Source organism: Actinoplanes sandaracinus (assembly GCF_030009775.1).
Classification (GTDB): domain Bacteria; phylum Actinomycetota; class Actinomycetes; order Mycobacteriales; family Micromonosporaceae; genus Actinoplanes; species Actinoplanes sandaracinus.
This window is the reverse complement of the sequence record NZ_JASCTH010000012.1, coordinates 138,159-157,483: the sequence shown is the minus strand read 5'-3', so window position 1 is coordinate 157,483 and position 19,325 is coordinate 138,159. Positions and strand designations below refer to the sequence as shown.

The window sequence follows — 19,325 nt, the reverse complement described above, 5'->3', positions numbered from 1 at the left end:
CTCAGGTGACGCCCGCCACGTCCGATGTGTGGATCGTCGGGATGCTATGGAGGGCAGATGCGCGCATTGCAGAACATCGGCACGGCCAAACGGCTGGGTGTCATCGTCGCGACCGGCGCCGTGGCGCTCGGTGGCATGGCCATCATCACCCTGACCGGCCAGTCGAGTCTCGCCACACAGGCTGAGGAGATGCGCAAGCTCGAAGCCTGCCTCGCCGCGATCAATCACCTGAACAACAGGCAGAGCGAGCTGAAGGTGGACGCGTACCGGTCGGCGCTCGGCCACGACGTCAGCGAGGACGTGGTCGACGACGTGCAGTCGGCGGTCGACGCGGCTGACGCGATCGTCGCCAGCGGTCTGCCGCCCGCGCTGCTCCAGGAGTTCCAGAGTTACCGCCCGGACTTCGAGGACTTCAACGTCTTCATCACCGAGTTCGTCACCGCCGGTGTCGCCGACCCGAAGTCGGTGATCGGCCGGACCGACGAGATCGCCGAGCGCAACAACAAGACCGACGACGCGCTCGACGCCCTCAACGAGAAGGTGGCGGCCGCCGTCGCCGAGCAGACGGCCGAGATGGCCGACACGGTCAGCTCGACGCGTACGGTCGCCATCGTGGTCGCCGGTATCGGCCTGGCCCTGCTCATCGGCATGGCGGTCCCGCTGGTCCGCTCGATCCTCGGCCCGATCCGCAAGCTCGGCGCGGTGATCGACGCCCTCGACTCCGGCGACCTCACCGTGCGCAGCGGCATCACCAGCCAGGACGAGCTCGGCGTGATGGCCGCCGGCCTGGACCGCTCGCTGGACAAGCTGCGCGGCTCGATGCGCACCATCGCCGAGGACGCCGACAAGCTCGCCAGCGCCTCCAACCAGCTCGCCGGCGTCTCCGGGCAGATCGCCGAAGCCGTCGACAACACCGACCGGCAGAGCAGCTCGGCGTCCGCCGAGGCCGACGAGATCTCCCGCAACGTGCAGACCGTCGCCGCCGGCTCGGAGGAGATGGGCCTGTCGATCCGGGAGATCTCCCGCAACACCAGCGAGGCCGCCCACATCGCCTCGATCGCCGTCGCCGAGGCCGCCCGCGCCACCGACACGATCCGCCAGCTCGGCGAGTCGTCCGCCGAGATCGGCAACGTCATCAAGCTGATCACGTCCATCGCCGAGCAGACCAACCTGCTCGCCCTCAACGCCACCATCGAGGCGGCTCGCGCCGGCGACGCCGGCAAGGGCTTCGCCGTCGTCGCCAGCGAGGTCAAGGACCTCGCGCAGGAGACCGCCCGTGCCACCGAGGACATCGGCAGCCGGGTCAACGCCATCCAGCAGGACACCGGCGGCGCGGTCGAGGTCATCAACCGGATCTCCGAGGTCATCGCCCAGATCAACGACTTCCAGACCACCATCGCCTCGGCGGTCGAGGAACAGACCGCCACCACCGGCGAGATGAGCCGCAGCATCGCCGAGGTGGCCGCCGGTTCCAGCCGGATCGCCGCCAACATCAACGACGTGTCCACCGCCAGCGCTGCCACGGTCGGCGGCGTCACGCAGACCCGCGAGGCCAGCCAGGCGGTCTCCCGGACCGCCGACGAGCTGCGCAACCTGGTCGGCGCGTTCAAGTTCTGAGTGGTTCACCGGACGGGGCCGGTCGCCGCAAGGCGGCCGGCCCCGTCTCCCGTCGTCGACTCGAGGCCCGAAGGGACCGCCGATGGAACACCCCTGCCCCGGCTGACCCGCCGCTCACCAGGGCCCGTCGACGACGACGCGCCGCTCGAACGGCGCCGTGCCGCCACCTCGCTGGGCTTCGCGTCGCTGGTCCCGGATCCGGGACGTGATCCGGCAGCCGATCGATCTCGGCGACGGCCGTCACGTTACGGTCGGGGTCAGTGCCGGGGTGGCCATCCGGCCGGTCCGGACGCGCTGACCGCCGAGGCCGACGCCGGCACGTACCGCGACAAGCGCGGCCGATCGGCCGCGTGAGGTTTTCCGGAAGGTGCGACGGTCTGCTGCCGATGGGAGGCGCATGCGCAAGGTGACCGGCAGCCGGGCCGTGCCGTCGATCGACGACTCGTTGCGCTCCCGGCGGCGGGCCGTCGAAGCCGCCGGGCTCGTCTCCCGCACTTTCGGGCTGCTCTGCACGGTCGTCTACATGAGCGGCCTCACCGACTTCGCGCCGAAGACCCTCAGCGCCGACATGACGATGGCCTGCTGGCTCGGCCTCGGGCTGATGGCCGGCGCGAACCTGCTGGCCGTGTGCGCGTGGCGACGCCCGGACTCACGGTGGTACCCACCGTTCAGCGCGCTCCAGGTCCTGTTCGACACCGTGACGATCGTGGCGTTCGTGATCGTCTCCGAGCGGGACTTCTCGCAGACCACCTGGCCGCTTCTCGGCCTGAGCATCTCCATCGCCGCGATCCGGCACCAGCTGCTGGGCGCGCTGCTGGCCATGGTGGCGACATCGGCGGCCTTCATCCTGCTGCTGCCCCGCTCGCCGGACATCGCGTTCGTGCTCGGCGTCAACGCGATGACCGCGATCATCGCCGGTGCGCAGTCGACGGCCTTCGCCCGCCAGCTCACCACCCTCCAGGAGACCCGGCGGGCGTTGCAGCACCAGGCCACCCACGATCCGCTGACCGGGTTGCCGAACCGGGCGCAGCTGGCGGCGTACGCCGATGAGTGCGCGGGCCGGCCGCTGGCGGTGTTGTTGCTCGATCTGAACGGGTTCAAGCAGGTCAACGACACGTACGGGCACGCGGCGGGTGATCTGTTGCTGCACGAGATGGGTGTCCGCCTGACGGCGGCGCTGGATGCGGAGGGGCTGGTTTCGGAAGGGCTGGCCGGGCGGCTCGGCGGTGACGAGTTCCTGGTGCTGCTGCCCGGCGCCGGGGCGGCCGCGGTCACCGCCGCCTGCGACCGCATCCGCGAGGCGGTCCGCCGCCCGGCGGGGCTCGGCGACGGCATCGAGGTCACCGTCGGGGTCAGCATCGGGGTGGCGCTGCGCCCGGCCGGTGACGCGGCCGGGCTCGATGCCCTGACCGCCGAGGCCGACGCCGCGATGTACCGGGAGAAGCACGGCCGCATGGCCGCCTGACGGTCCGGGCCGGCGGCCGCCACCTCGCGCGGCGGGCCCGGGACGCCGATCGGTGCGTTCGGGGGCCGGCTGGCCGTACCAGATGATGATCTAGCCCCAGCGGGAGAGGATGTCCTGGACCGTCGCGGGTCTGACCGGTTCGGGGGTGGCCGCCGGGGTGCGGCCGAAGCGCGGCGCCGGCGCCGGCTGAGTGACGCCGTCCACCTCGACGAAGGCGTTGCGCGCCTGGTGGTGCGGGTGCAGCGGCGCCTCCGCCGGTGACAGGACCGGGCTGACGCAGGCGTCGAGACCGTCGAAGATCGACGCCCACTCGTCGCGGGTGCGCAGGCGGAACCGTTCGGCGAAGCGCCGGCGCAGCTCGGGCCAGGCGGCGACGTCGAACTGGGCCGGAAGGTCGTCCAGGCCGAGGCCCTTGACCAGGGCGGCGTAGAACTGCGGTTCCAGGGCGCCGACCGCGAGATAGCCGCCGTCGGAGGCCTGATAGGTGTCGTAGAACGGGGCGCCGCCGTCGAGCAGGTTCTGCCCGCGGCCGCCCGGCCATCTGCCGGCGGCGATGAACCCGTGCAGGAAGGTCATCAGCAGGGACGAGCCGTCGACCATCGCCGCGTCGACGACCTGGCCGCGGCCGGAGCGTGCCCGTTCCAGCAGGGCCGCGAGCACCCCGACGGCCAGCAGCATGCCGCCGCCGGCGAAGTCGCCGAGCAGGTTGATCGGGGCGTGCGGGCGCTCACCGGGGCGGCCGATCGGCTCCAGGGCGCCGGCGATCGCGATGTAGTCGATGTCGTGACCGGCGGCCTTCGCCAGCGGGCCGTCCTGGCCCCAGCCGGTCATCCGGGCGTACACCAGCCCCGGGTTGATCTTCTCGCACTCGGCGGGGCCGAAGCCGAGGCGCTCGGCGACGCCGGGACGGTAGCCCTCGACCAGGACGTCGGCCTTGCCGATCAGGGCCAGCAGGCCGGCGATGCCGCTCTCGCTCTTGAGATCGAGGGTGACCTGGCGGCGGCCCCGCTGGAGCGGGCCGGCCGGCCCGGTGCCGCCGGGGCGGTCGACCAGGACCACGTCGGCGCCGAGGTCCGCCAGGATCATGCAGCCGAACGGGGCCGGCGCCAGGCCGGCCAGCTCGACGACCTTGACGCCGTCGAGCGGGCCGCGATCAGAGGACACGCGAAATCAGCTCCTTCATGATCTCGTTCGTGCCGCCGTAGATCTTCTGGACCCGGGCATCCGCGTACATCTTCGAGATCGGGTACTCGGTCGTGTAGCCGTAGCCGCCGAAGATCTGCAGGCAGCGGTCGACGACCTCGCACTGGCCCTCGGTCAGGTAGAGCTTGGCCATCGCGGCGGTCGCCACGTCCAGCTCACCACGGGCGTGCCGCTGGATGCAGTCGTCCAGGAAGATCCGGGACACCCTGGTCCGCGTCGCGACCTCGGCCAGGACCATCCGGGTGTTCTGGTGGCCGATCAGCGGCTTGCCGAACGCGGTGCGCTCCTTGGCGTAGGCGGTCGCCATCGCGACGGCCCGCTGCATGGCGGCGACCGCGCCGACGCCGATGACCAGGCGCTCCTGGGGCAGCTGCTGCATCATCTGGATGAAACCGGACCCCTCGGCGCCGAGCAGGTTGGCGGCCGGCACCCGGAGCCCGTCGAAGAACAGCTCGGCCGTGTCGTTGGAGTGCAGGCCGATCTTCTCGATCTTGCGGCCGCGGCGGAAGCCCTCGGGATCGCCGGTCAGCTCGCAGACCAGCAGCGAGATGCCGTGCGCGCGTGCGGACGTGTCGGTCTTCACGGCGAGGATCAGCAGGTCCGCGAGGATGCCGTTGGTGATGAACGTCTTCGAGCCGCTGACCAGGTAGTCGTCGCCGTCGCGGACGGCTTTCGCGCGGATCGCCTGCACGTCGGAGCCGCCGTCCGGCTCGGTCATCGCGATCGCGCCGACCAGCTCGCCCGCCACCAGGCCGGGCAGCCAGCGCTGCTTCTGCTCCTCGGTGCCGTACTCGTTGAGGTAGCCGGTGACGATCCCGCTGTGCACGGCGATGCCGAGGCTGCCCTCGCCGGCCAGCATCTGTTCGTGCAACAGCGTGGCCTCGTGGGTGAAGTCGCCACCCCCGCCGCCGTACTGCTCCGGGATCGAGAGCCCGAGCAGGCCGAGCTCGCCGGCCCGGCGGTAGTGCTCGCGATCCGGATGGCCCTGGCGCTCCAGGCGCTCGGCGTGCGGCGCCACCTCCTTGGTGAAGAAGGTGCGGGCGAGCTCGGCCAGGTCGTCGTGTTCCGGCTTGCGCCACGGTTCGACGTAACCGTCCAGTCCAGGCGTCGGCATCGACCCACCATCGAGCACTATTGGCGATGTGTCAACAACGCGGGTATGAATCGCCGCGATTCATCGTTCCGCGATATGACGACATCGATGAAAGGGGCATATCGCATCGCGATGAATCGACGTGCCGTAGGGTCGGCCCCGTGAGTGTCGAGGCGATGCGCCGGCGCCGGCTCGAACCGGACGCGCGGCGCGAGCAGATCCTGTCGGTCGCGATCCGCCTGTTCGGGTCGAAACCGTATGCGCAGGTCTCCACCACGGACGTGGCCCGGGACGCCGGGGTGGCCCGCGGTCTGGTGAACCACTACTTCGGCACGAAGAAGGACCTCTACCTGGAGGTCGTGCGAGTGATGCTCACCGTGCCCGAGGTGGCATTGGAGCAGCTTCCCCAGGGTGATCTCGCCGAGCGGGCCGACTCCATCGTCGGCTGGTTCCTCGACGTGGTGTCCCGGCACAGCACCTCGTGGCTCGCGGCGATCGGCGCCGGCGGGATGGCCGGGGACGCCGACGTCGACGAGGTGATCGCGGAGGCGATCGACATCGCGGCGGACGGCATCCTGCGCGCGGTGGGCATGGAACGGCGGCCGCCTCCCGCGCTGCGGGGCATGGCGCGGGCCTATGTGGGGCTGGCGGTCTATACGGCGCAGGAGTGGTTGAAGCGCGGAGTGCTGACCCGTGACCAGGTGCACGCGCTGCTCGCGGTCAGCCTGGTCACGATGGTGGAACGAGTGTTCCCGCAAGCCTGACGAGAAGGACCGGCCGGTCCGTTTGAACTAGCCTCCTAGGATGCTGGACAGAACGTGAGGGCGGGCGCAGCGTCGGGGGATGGGTGCATATCGAGAGGCGTACGAGCGGAGCATCACCAACCCCACCGGCTTCTGGCGGGACGCGGCCACGGCCATCGACTGGATCGAACCGCCCGACCGGATCCTCGACGACTCCGAGGCGCCGATCTTCCGATGGTTCCCCGGCGCCACCCTGAACACCTGCCACAACGCCCTCGACCGGCACGTCCAGAATGGACGCGGCGACCAGACCGCCCTGATCCACGACAGCCCGGCCACCGGAGTGGTGCGCACCTTCACCTACCGGGAGCTGCGCGACGAGGTGGCGCTGTTCGCCGGGGCGCTGCGCCGGCTCGGAGTCGACCGCGGCGACCGCGTGGTGATCTACATGGCGATGGTGCCGGAGGCCGTCGTCGCGATGCTGGCCTGCGCCCGGCTCGGCGCCGTCCACTCCGTCGTCTTCGGCGGGTTCGGCGCCCGGGAACTGGCGGCCCGCATCGACGACGCGCAGCCGCGGGTGATCGTCGCCAGCTCCTGCGGGCTGGAGGCCGGCCGGGTCGTGCCGTACCAGCCGATGCTCGACGCGGCGCTGGCCGAGGCGGCGCACACGCCCACGCACTGCGTGATTCTGCAACGGCCGCAGGCGCCCGCCACGCTGCTCCCCGGCCGCGATCTGACCTGGACGGACGCGGTCGCCGGCGCGGAACCGGCGGGCTGCGTGCCGGTGTCGGCGACCGACCCGCTCTACATCCTCTACACCTCCGGCACGACCGGAAGACCCAAGGGCGTGGTCCGTGACAACGGCGGTCACGCGGTCGCCGTCGCCTGGTCCATGGAGAACATCTTCGGGGTACGGGCGGGCGAGGTCTTCTGGGCCGCCTCCGACGTCGGATGGGTCGTCGGGCACTCGTACATCGTGTACGGTCCGCTGCTGCTCGGCGCGACCACGGTCCTCTACGAGGGCAAGCCGGTCGGCACCCCCGACGCGGGCGCGTTCTGGCGGGTCGTCGAACAGCACCGGGTGGCCGCCATGTTCACCGCGCCGACCGCGATCCGGGCCGTCCGCAAGGAGGACCCGGAGGGCAAACTGCTGTCCGGGCGTGACATGAGCAGTCTGCGGCTGCTGTTCCTGGCGGGGGAGCGGCTCGACACCCGGACCTACGAGTGGGCCGGTGAGCTGCTCGGCATCCCGGTGATCGACAACTGGTGGCAGACCGAGACGGGCTGGCCGATCGCGGCGAGCCCGCGCGGCCTGGAGGCGCTGCCGACCCGGCCGGGCTCCCCGTCGGTGCCGATGCCCGGTTACCGGGTGCGGGTCGTCGCCCCGGACGGCTCCGACGTCGAACCCGGCCGGGAGGGCGCGATCGTGCTCGACCTGCCGCTGCCACCGGGCTGCCTGCCGACGCTGTGGCGCGACGACGAACGGTACGTGCGGTCGTACCTGTCGGCGTTCCAGGGCGCCTACCTGACCGGCGACGGCGGGATGTTCGACGCCGACGGCTATCTGTACGTGCTGGGCCGCACCGACGACGTGATCAATGTGGCCGGTCACCGGCTGTCGACCGGGTCGATGGAGGAGGTGCTGGCCGCGCACCCGGCGGTCGCCGAATGCGCGGTGATCGCTGTCGCCGACGAGCTGAAGGGTCAGGTGCCGCGCGGACTCGTGGTGCTGCGCGACGGCGACGCGGCGTCCCCGGCGGAGCTGGTCGCGTGGGTGCGGGAACGGCTGGGGCCGGTGGCGGCGCTGCGGCGCATCGATGTGGTCGCCGCGCTGCCGAAGACCCGGTCGGGCAAGATCCTGCGGGGCACGATGCGGGGCATCGCGGACGGCCGCGACGAGCCGGTCCCGGCGACCATCGAGAATCCGGCCGTCCTGGACGCCCTGCGCCCCGTGCTGCGGCCCCGGCGCTGAGGACGTGAGTCGGACGCACTGGTGAACGAGGCGCGCAACCCGGTCTCGTCATCGGGTGGCCGGCCAGCGCCTCTCGGTGAGGGGCTCGCCGGCGCCGGGCGGTGTGCGACGCCCGTGGTGCTCGGGACCGGCGTCGCACACCGCGGTCAGGGCGCGGTCAGCGGGTGTCGCCGGCGGGGCCGTAGGCGGTGAGGAAACGGTCGCGGAAGGCGTTCATCGGCCAGACCGGGGCGTCGGTGGCGGGTTTGAGGCCTTCGGTCCATTGCCAGTCCGCGATGCGGTCGAGGACCGCCGGGTCCTTGGCGACGATGGTGATCGGCACGTCGCGGCTGGCGTTGTCGCCGGTGACCACGCTGGACGGCTGGTGGTCGCCGAGGAAGACGAGGACCAGGTTGTCGTCGCCGTACTTCTCGATCCAGGAAATCAGGGTGGTGAGGGTGTAGCGGATCGACCTGCCGTACTCGCGGCGGACCCGTTCGGGGGTGGTCCAGATGTCGGCCTTCTGGCCGCCGTCGGTGGGGAGGGTGTGGTAGGCGGAGCCGTCGCCGACCTGGTCCCAGTCGATGAACGCGGGGATCGGCGCCCACGGGGTGTGGCTGGAGACCAGCGGCATCTCGACCATCAGCGGGGCGCGGCCGGGTTTGGCGTACTCGAGGTCGTTGAACTTCTTGAGGGTGTACTGGTCGGGCATCGGCGCCCAGCTGAACTTGGGGCCCTGGTAGTCGAGGTTGCGGGAGTCCCAGACCCGGTTGTAGCCGTAGAAGTCGCCTTCGGGCCAGGCGCGGGTGGCGCCCGGCATGACGCTGACGGTGTCCCAGCTGGCCTTGCGGAAGGCGCTGGTCAGGGTGAGACGGTCGCTGGCGGTGAGGTTGCGGTAACGGGACTGGTTGTTGATCCACAGGCCGGACAGCAGGGTCGAGTGGGCCAGCCAGCTGTTGCCGCCGAAGGTCGGTGAGGTGAGCCAGCCGCTGCGGGCGGCGAACCCGGCGGCTTTGAGCTGGGCGTCGCCGTCGCTGAGGACGGCGGCGGTGCCGGCGGCGAGGCTGGGGTCCTCGACGGCGTTGCGGCCGTAGCTCTCCACGAAGGTGAAGATGACGTCCTTGCCCTTGAGCGCGGTGAGCAGCCGGTCGGGCGGGGTGTCGCGGAACGCGTCGACGGTCACCTCGCCGGCGAAGGCCGCCTCGTTGGCGATGCCGGTGCGGGCCTGCAGGGCGCGGTCCCAGGCGTAGGTGGCCGAGCTGCGGGCGGCGACCGGGATGTCGGGCAGCAGTTGGACGCCGAGGGTGAAGGTGAGCATCCAGGTGGCGGCGATGCCGGAGGCGGCGAGGGCCGAGGCTCGGCGGTTGCGGTTCAGCATGGCGGCGACCCGCAGGACCGCCCAGATCATCAGCGCGGGTACGGCGACGGCGAGCAGGAGGCCGCCGCCGGCTGCCGCGTAGGCGCCGGCCTGGCCGTACGCCTCGCGGATGAAGCCGTAGGTGTCGTCGAGGAGTTCCCAGTCGAGGACGACGTCGAAGGGCCGGGCCAGGATCTGGAACCAGCCCATGTCCAGGCTCTTCTGGATGATCAGCCAGCCGAGGATCGCGCCGGAGACGCCGGCGAGGGCGATGCGCGGGCGGCGGGGCAGCACGATCAGCAGGAGGATGCCGACGGCGGCTTCGACCGGGATGCGGGCGAAGTTGCCGAGGGTGAGGCGGCGCAGCACGTTGGGGTAGAGCAGCGCGACGAAGACCATCCCGCACGCCAGGACGTTCAGGGTGTGGGAGAGCCCGGTGGAGCGCAGGAAGCGGCGTACCCGGCCGGGCTCCTCGGGGGTGGCTTCGCCGGCCGCCGGTGTGGCGGTGAAGGGCTGGCCGGGAAGCGTCTCGCCGGCCGGCTCTTCGGACGGCGCCTCGTCCGCGGGCTCCTCCGAGGTCGCCTCGGCGGCCTTCTCCTCAGCCGGGGCCTCGGGCGGCGTGGTGTCCGAGGGCGTACCGGGGGTCTCGGGCTCGTCGGGCGTGGCGGGGTCGGCGAGGTCTGTCGGCTGCACGTCATGGTGAACGCAGGCCGTGCCGGGATGGTTCACCCGTGGATCCGGGAAGTTGGGGTGTCCGGAGTCATAGCGTCGTGCCGGTCAACTCATCGAATCGGCGAGGAATCGGGACGGTGGCGTTGCTGATCGGGTTCGCGCGCGCCTGACCTCGGCCGGGCTCGACGACTTCGGGGACCGGGCGGTCCCGCCGCCGCCGGACCGGGCCTGTTCGGGACCGGGTGTTCCGGCGCCACCCCGCGCGAGGGCCTGGAGTGAGAAGGGGGATGGTCGACGCGCTGTTCATCGCGCGAACCGCTCGCCAGGGAGTGGCCCGCCGTCAACGGCATCGGCGATCGCCTATGCTCGGCGAGTGCCGGACACCGATGACCGCGTCGTCTCACCGCGAGAGCAGTTCTACCGTGTCTTCTCGCCGGCGCAGGCCGACACTCTCGCCGAGGTCCTCACCGGGCGCCGGGAGTTCCCGCAGGAGTTCACCTATCTCGGGGACGGCGCCGCGCTCTGGCGGGCCTCGACCGAGGGCATCCCCCACCAGCGGGCCGCCCCCACCCAGGAATACCACCTGCTGCTGCGGAACAGTGCCGCCGGTCTGCTCGCCCACGGTCCGGCGGACACGCCGGTCGAGGTGATCGACCTGGGGCCCGGCACCGGCAGGCCGGCGCGGGCACTGCTGCACGCGCTGGTCGCCGCCGGCCGGTTCGCCGGCTACCGCGGCATCGACATCAGCACCGGCCTGCTCGACCTGGCGGCCCGGAACCTGCGCGCCTGGTTCCCCGGCGAGGCCGCGCGTCTGGAGTTCCGGCACGGCGACTTCACCGGGCCCGACCTGGCCGGTGTGCTCCCGGCCCGGCCCGGCGGCGGGCCGGGCCGGTTCGTCCTGCTGACCGGTGGCACCGTGTTCAACATGGCCGAGCCGGAACAGTTCCTGCGCCGCGTCGGCGCCGCGCTGTCGCCCGCGGACCTGCTGGTGCTGACGGTGCGCTTCGATGTCGGGTTCAACCGGCCGGCGTTCCTGGACCACGTGGAGGCCGGCGCCCCGCTGCTGCCGATCCATCAGGCCGCCGTCGACCTGCTCAACCTCGACCCCCGGTGGTACGAGACGGAGCGCGGTTTCGACCCGGGCCGCAGCGAGGTCTGGACCGGGCTCAGGTTCCGGCGTCCGGTCACCATCCGCATCGACGGCGCGTCCGGCCCGCACGCCGTCGCGTTCGAGGCGGGCGAGCGGATGCTGGTCTACCGGTACCGTCTCCTCGACCGGGCCGGGGTGATCGAACTGCTCACCCGCAGCGGCCTGACGACGATCCTGTTCGACGTGGGCACCAGCGGCGAGGTCGCCCTCGTCGCCGCGGTGACCGGCGCGAACAGCTGACCCCGGATTCGCGGCGGTCCATTTGTCCGTTCGACTATGGCAAACTCCCATTCATGGGTAGCCGGCCGCCATCGCTCAGCCGTCCGATGCGCAACCTGCTGGCCGGTTTCTACACCTCGCTCATCGGCTCCCAGATGGCCCCGATCGCGCTGGCGTTCGCCGTTCTGGGCAGCGGCCACGGCGTGGCGGGCATCGGCCTGGTCCTCGGGGCGAGCCGCCTGCCGACCGTGGGGTTCATCCTGGTCGGCGGCGTGCTGGCGGACCGGGTTCCACGCCGGACCCTGATGCTGATCACCGACCTGGTGCGGGCGGTGAGCCAGGGGCTGCTGGCGGTCTGGATGTTCACCGGCCACGTGCCACTCGCCGCCCTGATGCTGTTCGCCGCGGTCGACGGGCTGGGCAGCGCGTTCTTCCGCCCGGCCCTGAGCGGGCTCGTCCCGTCGCTCGCCGGAGCGGCGAGCCTGCAGCGGGCCAATGCGCTGCTCGGCTTCGGCCGTTCCGTCAGCAGCCTCGCCGGGCCGGCGCTGGGCGGGGTGCTGGTGGCCGCCTTCGACCCGGGCATCGTGTTCGCCGTCGACGCCGGGTCCTACCTGGTCAGTGCGCTGTTCCTGATGGCGATCCCGCGCGACGCCGTCGCGCCGCGGCCGGCTGCGTCGAGTCTGTTCGCGGATCTGCGTGACGGCTGGGCCGAGTTCCGGTCCCGGCGCTGGCTGTGGTCGATCGTGGCGCAGTTCAGCCTCATCCACCTGACCGCGATGCCGGCCTATCTGGTGCTCGGCCCGCAGATCGCGGCCGACGGGCTCGGCGGCGCCCGCGGGTGGGGGTTCATCCTCGGCGGTTTCGGTGCGGGAGCGGTCGCCGGTGGACTGTTGATGGTGCGGTTCACGGCACGGCGGCCGCTGCTGACGGCCATGGCCGGGCTGATGGCGTTCGTGCCGGCGCTGCTGACCCTGGCGCTGTCCGCTCCGCTGCCCGTGGTGGTGGCGGCCGGGTTCGTCGCCGGGACGGGCATGGGCGTCTTCGGGGCGCTGTGGGACACCACCCTCCAGGCGAACGTGCCGCGGCAGGTGCTGTCCCGGGTCAGCGCCTACGACTGGTTCGGCTCGCTGGTGACGTTGCCACTGGGCTATGTCCTCGTCGGGTTCCTCGCCCACGTCGTGGGGCCGGGGATCCTGCTGGTCACCGGCGCCGCGGTGATCGTGGCGACCTGTCTGGCCGTCGTCACGGTGCCGGATGTGCGGCACCTGACCAGCGCCGCCGACGCCACGGCGCCGTCGGCGAAGAAGACCGTGCCCTGAGTGGCCGGTGTGGGTCAACCGCACAAAATCAGCAGATGAGCTGATTTCAGGGTGAAACCCGGGTGGCCGGTGGGGTGGGTGAGCACCATCGGGAGGTGGAGATCCGGCAGCTCAGCTACGTCGAGGCGGTGGCCCGGTACGGCGGGTTCACCCGGGCGGCCGAGCGGCTGCACGTGGCCCAGTCCGCGGTGTCGGCGCAGGTGCGGGCCCTCGAAGTGGAGCTCGGCGTGACCCTGTTCGCCCGGACCACCCGCCGGGTGGCGCTGACCCCGGCGGGCGAGATGTTCGTGGCGCGGGCCCGACGGATCCTGGCCGAGCTGGACGGCGCCCGCAGCGAGATGACCGAGATCACCGCCGTGGTCAGCGGCCGGGTGACGATCGGGGCGACCGCCGCCCTCGGGCCCTACGACCTGGCGGGGGCGCTGACCCGGTTCCGGGACCGGTACCCGGGGATCGCGGTGCGGCTGCGGTCGGGCCGGGTGACCGGGCTGCTCGGCGCTTGCGACACCGGCGAACTCGACCTGGTGATCGGTCCGCTGCACGCCGACCTGCCACCCCGCTTCGACGCGGTGCCGCTCGCCGACGAGCAGCTGGTGCTCGCCCTGCCGCCGGGGCACACGATGGCCGGCGGCGGCCGGCTCACCCTCGGTGAGGTGCGTGACGAGCCGTTCGTGAGCATGCCGCCGGGCAGCGGCCTGCGCTGGATCCTGGAGGACGCCGCCCGGGCGGCGGGGTTCCTGCCCCGGGTGCACTTCGAGACGCACAGCCTGCCCGCGGTCCGGGAGCTGGTGGCGGCGGGTCTCGGGGTGGGACTGCTGTCGCGGACGGTGGCGGAGCAGCCGGGCGGCCCGGTGATCGCGGTCCGGCATCTGCACCCGCCGCCGGTGCACCCGCCGATCGGGGTGATGCGCCACCGGGAGCGGCCGCTGAGCGCCGCCGCCCGGTCGCTGCGGCATCATCTGGTCGAGATCGCCGGCCGTGACCTGCGCCCCGAGCCGCCCGCGACGTCGGCCTCGGCACCGGCCTCCGGGCTGGAGGAGTTCGATGTCGAGGAGCCGTCCGCGGTGGCCATGAGCTAGCGGGGCGGGTCACTCCACAGGGGCCACTCGAAAGCCTCGTAGGACCGGCAGCCGGGTCCTGGTCTGTTCACACAGCGACGCCGGAACGGCGACCCGGTGCGGACCGCCGCCCTGAGGACGAGGAGACGTCAGGAAGCGGTCGTGCCGGGCTACCGGCGTCGCCGCGGCACCCAGAACTCGACCTCGGCGCCTTCGCCGGGACGACTGTGGATCGTCGTGCGGCCGCCGAGGTCGCTGATCCGCCCGCGCATCGACTGCGCCACTCCGAGCCGGCCGGCACGAGCGGCCTCGCCCAGCCGCCGCGGGTCGAAGCCGACACCGTCGTCGCGCACGGTCACCCGTACGCCGTCGCTCTCGTCCTCCAGGAGGATCCAGGTCCGCGCGCCGGCGCCGGCGTGCTGGCGGACGTTGTCCACGGCGGCCTGCACCGCCGCGGTGATCTCGGCGACCGTGCCGGCCGGCAGCACGACCGGCGTCGCCGGCGCGGAGACCTCCACCGACGGACTCGACAGCGCGGTGAGCGCGGCCTGGAGGTTCGTCTCGGAGGCCGAGCCGGTGGGTGCGCCGCCGCTGTTGAGCAGGTTGCGCAGTGCCGCCTCCTGCTCGGCCGCCAGCGCCGCCAACTGCGCGCCCCGCCCGCCGAGGCCGGCGCCCTCCCGCTGGACCAGGGCGAGCACCTGCAACACGCCGTCGTGAATCGGGCGGGCCAGCCGGTCCCGCTCCGCGGCCGCCGCCTCCCGCCGGATCAGTTCGGCCTGCTTGCGTTCCGCCCACCGCTCGGTCATGTGGTGGGCGACGCCCAGCGCTGCGATGGCCGCGGCCGCCGCCAGCAGGAGGTAGCCGGCGACGACCGTGTGCGGCACCGGGTGGAGGGTGAACTCGACCGGTGTGCGGCCGCGCACGAAACTCACCTGCGTCGTGTACGTCCCGGCGAGGGTCAGCACGGCGGCGAACGGGCCGAGCACCGCCGGCACCGCGCCGCGCGGTGCGAGAACCGGCGCGGTCGCCGCGACCACCGCGGTCGCCGCCGCGCACACGAGCACCAGAAGGACCAGGGCCGGTACCACGCGGTGCTGCTGCACCATCTTCTCCGGGCGGCCGCCGGCGGCCTCGTACATGATGAACAACGCCGTCGCCGCGCTCACCGTGAGCGCGGCGGCCATCGCGACCCGCCACCGGCTCGCGGCGGCCGCCGCGCCGATCGCCACACCGGCGAGCGCGCCGAGCCAGCGCGCCGACGGCTCGGGGCGGAGGGCGGCGAACGCGAGCATCAGCGGCGTCGAGGCCCCGATCTGTACGACCACGACGGTGGCCGCGCCGGCCAGGGGCCACTTCCCGGCGAGAGCGGCGAGCCCGGTTCCGAGCACCAGCACCACCGCGCCGATGATGGCGATCCTCGCCAGGGGATACCGGGCGAACGTGCTCGACTCGACGCCCAGCCAGTACCCGAGCCGGCCGATGGGCCGTACCGACAGCGGCGATATCAGGAGCACCGCGGCCCCGGCCCCGATCACGAGCCGCAGGCGCTGCCACACCCCGGCGCCCGGCGCGTCGGCGGCGGCGTCGCCGCGCCGCCACGACCTGAGCGCGGCAGCGATGCCCGCCAGCCCGGCCACCAGCATCGCCACACGCCAGACGAACGTGGCCGGTGATGCCGTCGACGGCGGCTCGCCGGCGAGTGCGCCGCCGAACAGCACGGCGCCCGCGGCCAGCCCGGCCACGGCCGCGCCCAGGCCGGGCGCGTCGCGGCTCAGTCCCTGCACGGCGCCGAGGACACCGACGACCAGCAGCGGAAACGCCGCGGTGAGCGAGACGTGCAGCGCGACGGTCCAGGGCCCGGCGGCCGTCGGGTGACCGGCCAAGGGCACGGCGAGCAGGCTGCCCGCCGCCAGCAGGCACGGCCACCATCGCAGCAGGCACAGGGCGAGGACGGTGGCGGCGGTCGGCACGAGACTGATGAGCGACGACTCGTCGCCGAGGTGGCGGTCATAGCCGTACACGTCGTGGCGCGGTGAGTAGGAGACCTCGCCGGCGGACTTGACCAGCAGGATCTGAAGGCAGCCGCCCAGGCCGGCGACAGCCGTCCACCACCGTGACAAGCCCCTCAGCATGCCGCTGATCATCACAGCCGGCCCGGCCGCGCATCCTCCGGGGTGCGGCAGTGAGCCGGGTGGAAAAGAAGGGCGGGGGTGGCGCCCGCCCCGGCAGAATGCTCGGCGTGATCGCCTCGACTCGCCGACTGCTCGCCGTGCTGGACCCGCTGCCCTACCCGCGGCGGCTCGACCACGTCGCCGCCTGGGCGCGGACCGCCCCCGACCGGGCCGCGGTCTGCGCCGACCTGTGGCGGGAGGGCGCCTACGAGCGGCACCTGGCGCTGATCGCGGCCGCGGTCATCGGCGACGTCGAGGCGGTCACGGCGGCCACCCGCGACCCGGTGCCGGGTCTGCGGTCGGTGGCGCTCGAGGCCGCGGTGCGCGCCGGGCTTCCCGTCGGCGACGTCGGCGACCTGGCGGCCGTGGACCGCCGCCGGATCTACCGGGTGCTGCGCCGCCTGCGGCGGCCGGCGGTCGCCGACGCGCTGATCATCGAGGTTCTCGCGGCGCACGGTCCGGCGGAGGCGGCGGCGCTGCTGCCGGGCTGCTCGGCCGAGACGGTACGGACGATGCTGCCGGACCTGGAACACGTGGTGAACCTGAGCGCCGTGGCCCGTACCCATCAGGACGTGGTGCACGACCGCGTCCGGGAACGGCTCGCCGCCGCCAAGCCCGAACACCGGTCGCTGGTGTGGAGTCCGGCGACCGCCGCGGCCGTGCTGAACGGCGACCCCGCGGTCCTCGACCTGCTGGACCGGTTCGCGCCGGAGGACCAGTTGCCCGGCCCGCTCAGCGCGTACCGGCGGCTCGCCGCGCACCACCCGGACCGGGTCGCCGCCCTGCTGACCGCGCCCGGCCGTGCCGCCTGGCTGCGGCGCCAGACGCTGCCGCGCACCCTGCTGCGCCGGCTCGCCGCGCTGCCGGACGACCGTCTCGTCCCGCTCGCCCGGGCGGTGCGCGACCACGCTCAGGCGTTGGCCGGCCTGCTCGCCGCCCTGCCGCCGGCTCGCCGCGGTGGCCTCTACGACGCCGCCCTGGCCGATGTGGACACCGCGACGCGGATCCCGCCGTCGCGGGTGATGGACGTGCTGCCGGCCGCCGTCCGGTTCCGTGAGGCCGCGCGCGTCCTCGCGCTGCCGGCCGTCCGCGAGCACGAGTCGCAGGTGCGGGAGTGGAGCGCCTATCTGCCGTGGCCGGAGGCGTCCGCCGCCCTGGAGCCGGCGATCCGCTCCGGCGACGCGACCGTGCGGGCCGCCGGCTGGTCGCTGCTGGTCGCCGCCGCGCTGCGGACCCGTGCCACCGGGCCGGTCGCCGAGGTGACCGGGCGCCTGGTGGGGCTGCGCAACGAGCAGGACCCGGTCCGGTCGGCGGCGCTGGAGGCGCTCGCCGGGGCCGGCCGGCTGCTCACCGCCGCCGCCACGCCCGACCTGACGCGGATCGCCACCGACGCCGCCGAGGCCCGCGACGCCTCGTACGCCACGACGTACGCGCTCGGCCGGCTCGCCGGAGAGGTGCTGCGCCACCACGCCGGCGTGCCGGAACTCGCCGAGTGGGCGCTGTCCACCTTCCACCGGCTCAACGACCGTTTCCTGCCGCCGGCCCTGGCGCTGCGCCGGGGCCAGGAGGTGGAGGTCTTCGACCGGTTGCGCCCCGGGGTGGAGGCGGCGGCGCGGCGGGGCGCGCACGGCCTGCTGTTCACCCTGGCCCGGGCGTTCGGCAGGCGTGCCCACCACATCCCGGCGCTGCAGGAGATGCTGCGCCGGTCGTTCGCGCCGAACGTGCTGGAGTCCACCGCCCGGACCGCGATCGGCCTGTGGCTCGACGACCCGCGCACCCGATCGGAACGGGTCGCCGAAGTGCTGGCCGCCGATCCGACCGCCGTCGCCGTCCCGGTGGTGTGGCGAACCGTCTGCACGAACCGCACCGACCTGCTCGACGTGGTGTTCGCCCGCCGGCCCCGCGGCCGGTTCGTGGAGGAGGGTCTGCGCTGGGTGCCGTCCGGCGTCGAACGCGCCGAACGGTGGCTGCCCCGCCAGCAGCGTCGCCTCGTCGACCTGATGGAACGGGTCGTCGAGGACGCCGAGGTGCCGCAACACCACCGGGCGTCCGCGTTGCGGGTGGCCGCCCGGGTGCCCGGCGCCGGCCGGGAGTTGGCGCTGCGGTTCGCCGGCGCGCCCGAGGTGATGCTGGCGGAGGCGGCGCTCGGCGCGCTGGTCTGGACCGACCGGCCCGACGAGGCGCTGCCGGTGCTGCTCGCCCACGCGGGCGGCGGCCGGGCCCGGGTCGCCCTCTACGCCGCGGACCGGGCGGTCCGGTTCGTCCCGCCGGCACGGCTGCCCGGCCTGATCGGCCCGGTCCTCGCCGGGCCCAGCAAGATCACCAGCCGGAAGGAGGCGGTCCGGCTGCTGGCCCACTACGGGCCGGCGTCGGCCATGGCGACGCTGCTGGCGGCCTACCGCACCGACGGCCAGCACCGCGACGTGCGCGCGGCGATCGTCTCCGCCGCCCGCCAGCACCTGGAGAACGAGGTGAGCTGGCTGATCCTCGACCAGGCCGGAGGCGGCAGCCGGGAGGAGCACCAGGCCGTCCTCGACGCCCGGCCCGACCTGGTCCCGGTCGCGCACCGGGCCCGCTACGCGGGTCTGATCCTCGCCGCCTGCCGGGGACAGGACCGGGAGATCCGGCGCACCGCCTTCCTCCGGCTCGCCTCCTGGGCGCCGTGGGCGGGCGACGTCACCGGACTCGTCGTGGACCGGCTCACCGACCTCGACGTAGACCTCGACGTCCACGCTGCCGGCCAGTTGATCCCGGCGGCCGGACCCGGCTGGTTCGACGACGCGTACGGCCGGCTCGCGGCCCGCGACGCCGCCGAGACCCGGCCCGCCGGGCCCGGAAGCGACCGGCCGGCCGTCCGGCGTGTGGACACTTTGGCCCGGGCCGTGCCGACGATCGCGTCGACGGTGGCCCGTGCCCGGTCCATCCCGGAGATCCGGCGGCTCGCCGGCCGGCCCGGCCATCTCGCCGTCGCGGTGCCGGTTCTGGTGGCGCTCGGCCGGCTGGACAACCTGGACGAGGTGGCCGACCTGTGCGCGGGCCGGCCGGTGCTCGCGGTCCGCGCCGCCGACCAGGCCGGCGACCGGCTGCGGCAGCTTCCGCAACTGGTCGACGCGGACACCCTGCGACCGGTGATCACCCGGCTGGCCGGCCGCGGGGACCTGGCGGGCGGGCTGCTCGCGGTCGCGCTGACCGCGTCGGGCGACGCCTTCGGCTGGGCGTCGCCGTGGCGGGAACTCCTGCTCGCGCTGCGGGAACACCCCGTCCCCGACGTGCGGGACGAGGCGTTCGCCGTCGACATGACCTGACG

Annotated in this window: 12 protein-coding genes; 8 read left to right on the top strand and 4 right to left on the bottom strand. The window is 73.4% G+C overall.

The genetic code is table 11. From position 1 onward, the window contains the following. The first annotated feature begins 57 nt into the window (after positions 1 to 57). Both QLQ12_RS19690 and QLQ12_RS19685 read left to right on the top strand, forming a co-directional pair. On the top strand, positions 58 to 1,617 hold the full coding sequence (locus QLQ12_RS19690; RefSeq protein WP_282761669.1) for a methyl-accepting chemotaxis protein: 1,560 nt from the start codon (positions 58 to 60) through the stop codon (positions 1,615 to 1,617). A gap of 397 nt (positions 1,618 to 2,014) precedes the next feature. Beyond that, a complete protein-coding gene (locus QLQ12_RS19685) occupies positions 2,015 to 3,082 on the top strand; it encodes a GGDEF domain-containing protein (protein ID WP_282761668.1) in 1,068 nt (355 codons plus the stop codon). Between the two features lie 90 nt (positions 3,083 to 3,172). Here QLQ12_RS19685 and QLQ12_RS19680 read toward each other — a convergent pair whose 3' ends face one another. Together QLQ12_RS19680 and QLQ12_RS19675 are read right to left on the bottom strand one after the other, a co-directional pair. Beyond that, positions 3,173 to 4,246, bottom strand: coding sequence for a CaiB/BaiF CoA transferase family protein (locus QLQ12_RS19680; RefSeq protein ID WP_282761667.1), 1,074 nt, complete (start codon positions 4,244 to 4,246; stop codon positions 3,173 to 3,175). Then, a complete protein-coding gene (locus tag QLQ12_RS19675) occupies positions 4,236 to 5,399 on the bottom strand; it encodes an acyl-CoA dehydrogenase family protein (protein ID WP_282761666.1) in 1,164 nt (387 codons plus the stop codon). The genes QLQ12_RS19680 and QLQ12_RS19675 overlap by 11 nt, the downstream gene beginning before the upstream one ends. A 140-nt stretch (positions 5,400 to 5,539) precedes the next feature. On the opposite strand from QLQ12_RS19675, the gene QLQ12_RS19670 reads away from it, so the two are divergent. Together QLQ12_RS19670 and QLQ12_RS19665 are read left to right on the top strand one after the other, a co-directional pair. Then, a complete protein-coding gene (locus tag QLQ12_RS19670) occupies positions 5,540 to 6,142 on the top strand; it encodes a TetR/AcrR family transcriptional regulator (RefSeq protein ID WP_282761665.1) in 603 nt (200 codons plus the stop codon). Positions 6,143 to 6,221: 79 nt separating this feature from the next. Beyond that, positions 6,222 to 8,093 carry a propionyl-CoA synthetase gene (locus QLQ12_RS19665; protein WP_282761664.1) on the top strand — a complete coding sequence of 624 codons (1,872 nt, stop codon included), beginning with the start codon at positions 6,222 to 6,224 and terminating at the stop codon, positions 8,091 to 8,093. Between the two features lie 157 nt (positions 8,094 to 8,250). On the opposite strand, the gene QLQ12_RS19660 is transcribed toward QLQ12_RS19665, so the two are convergent. Then, positions 8,251 to 10,122 (bottom strand): sulfatase-like hydrolase/transferase, encoded by a 1,872-nt coding sequence (locus tag QLQ12_RS19660; protein WP_328518291.1) that lies wholly within the window; start codon positions 10,120 to 10,122, stop codon positions 8,251 to 8,253. Positions 10,123 to 10,474: 352 nt separating this feature from the next. Between QLQ12_RS19660 and QLQ12_RS19655 the strand changes: the two genes are divergently transcribed. The 3 genes from QLQ12_RS19655 to QLQ12_RS19645 all read left to right on the top strand — a co-directional run bounded on the left by QLQ12_RS19655 (position 10,475) and on the right by QLQ12_RS19645 (position 13,868). After that, on the top strand, positions 10,475 to 11,491 hold the full coding sequence (locus QLQ12_RS19655; protein WP_282761663.1) for an L-histidine N(alpha)-methyltransferase: 1,017 nt from the start codon (positions 10,475 to 10,477) through the stop codon (positions 11,489 to 11,491). A 53-nt stretch (positions 11,492 to 11,544) separates the two neighbouring features. Further along, the gene (locus QLQ12_RS19650) at positions 11,545 to 12,789 is read left to right on the top strand and encodes an MFS transporter (protein ID WP_282761662.1); all 1,245 of its coding nucleotides are present in this window, start codon (positions 11,545 to 11,547) and stop codon (positions 12,787 to 12,789) included. A 62-nt stretch (positions 12,790 to 12,851) separates the two neighbouring features. After that, complete coding sequence (locus QLQ12_RS19645; protein ID WP_282761661.1) at positions 12,852 to 13,868, top strand: LysR family transcriptional regulator; 1,017 nt, start codon at positions 12,852 to 12,854, stop codon at positions 13,866 to 13,868. A gap of 149 nt (positions 13,869 to 14,017) precedes the next feature. On the opposite strand, the gene QLQ12_RS19640 is transcribed toward QLQ12_RS19645, so the two are convergent. Further along, positions 14,018 to 15,979 carry a sensor histidine kinase gene (locus QLQ12_RS19640; RefSeq protein ID WP_282761660.1) on the bottom strand — a complete coding sequence of 654 codons (1,962 nt, stop codon included), beginning with the start codon at positions 15,977 to 15,979 and terminating at the stop codon, positions 14,018 to 14,020. Positions 15,980 to 16,029: 50 nt separating this feature from the next. Here QLQ12_RS19640 and QLQ12_RS19635 point away from each other — a divergent pair, with 50 nt between their 5' ends. Continuing rightward, positions 16,030 to 19,323, top strand: coding sequence for a hypothetical protein (locus tag QLQ12_RS19635; RefSeq protein ID WP_282761659.1), 3,294 nt, complete (start codon positions 16,030 to 16,032; stop codon positions 19,321 to 19,323). Positions 19,324 to 19,325: the final 2 nt, after the last annotated feature.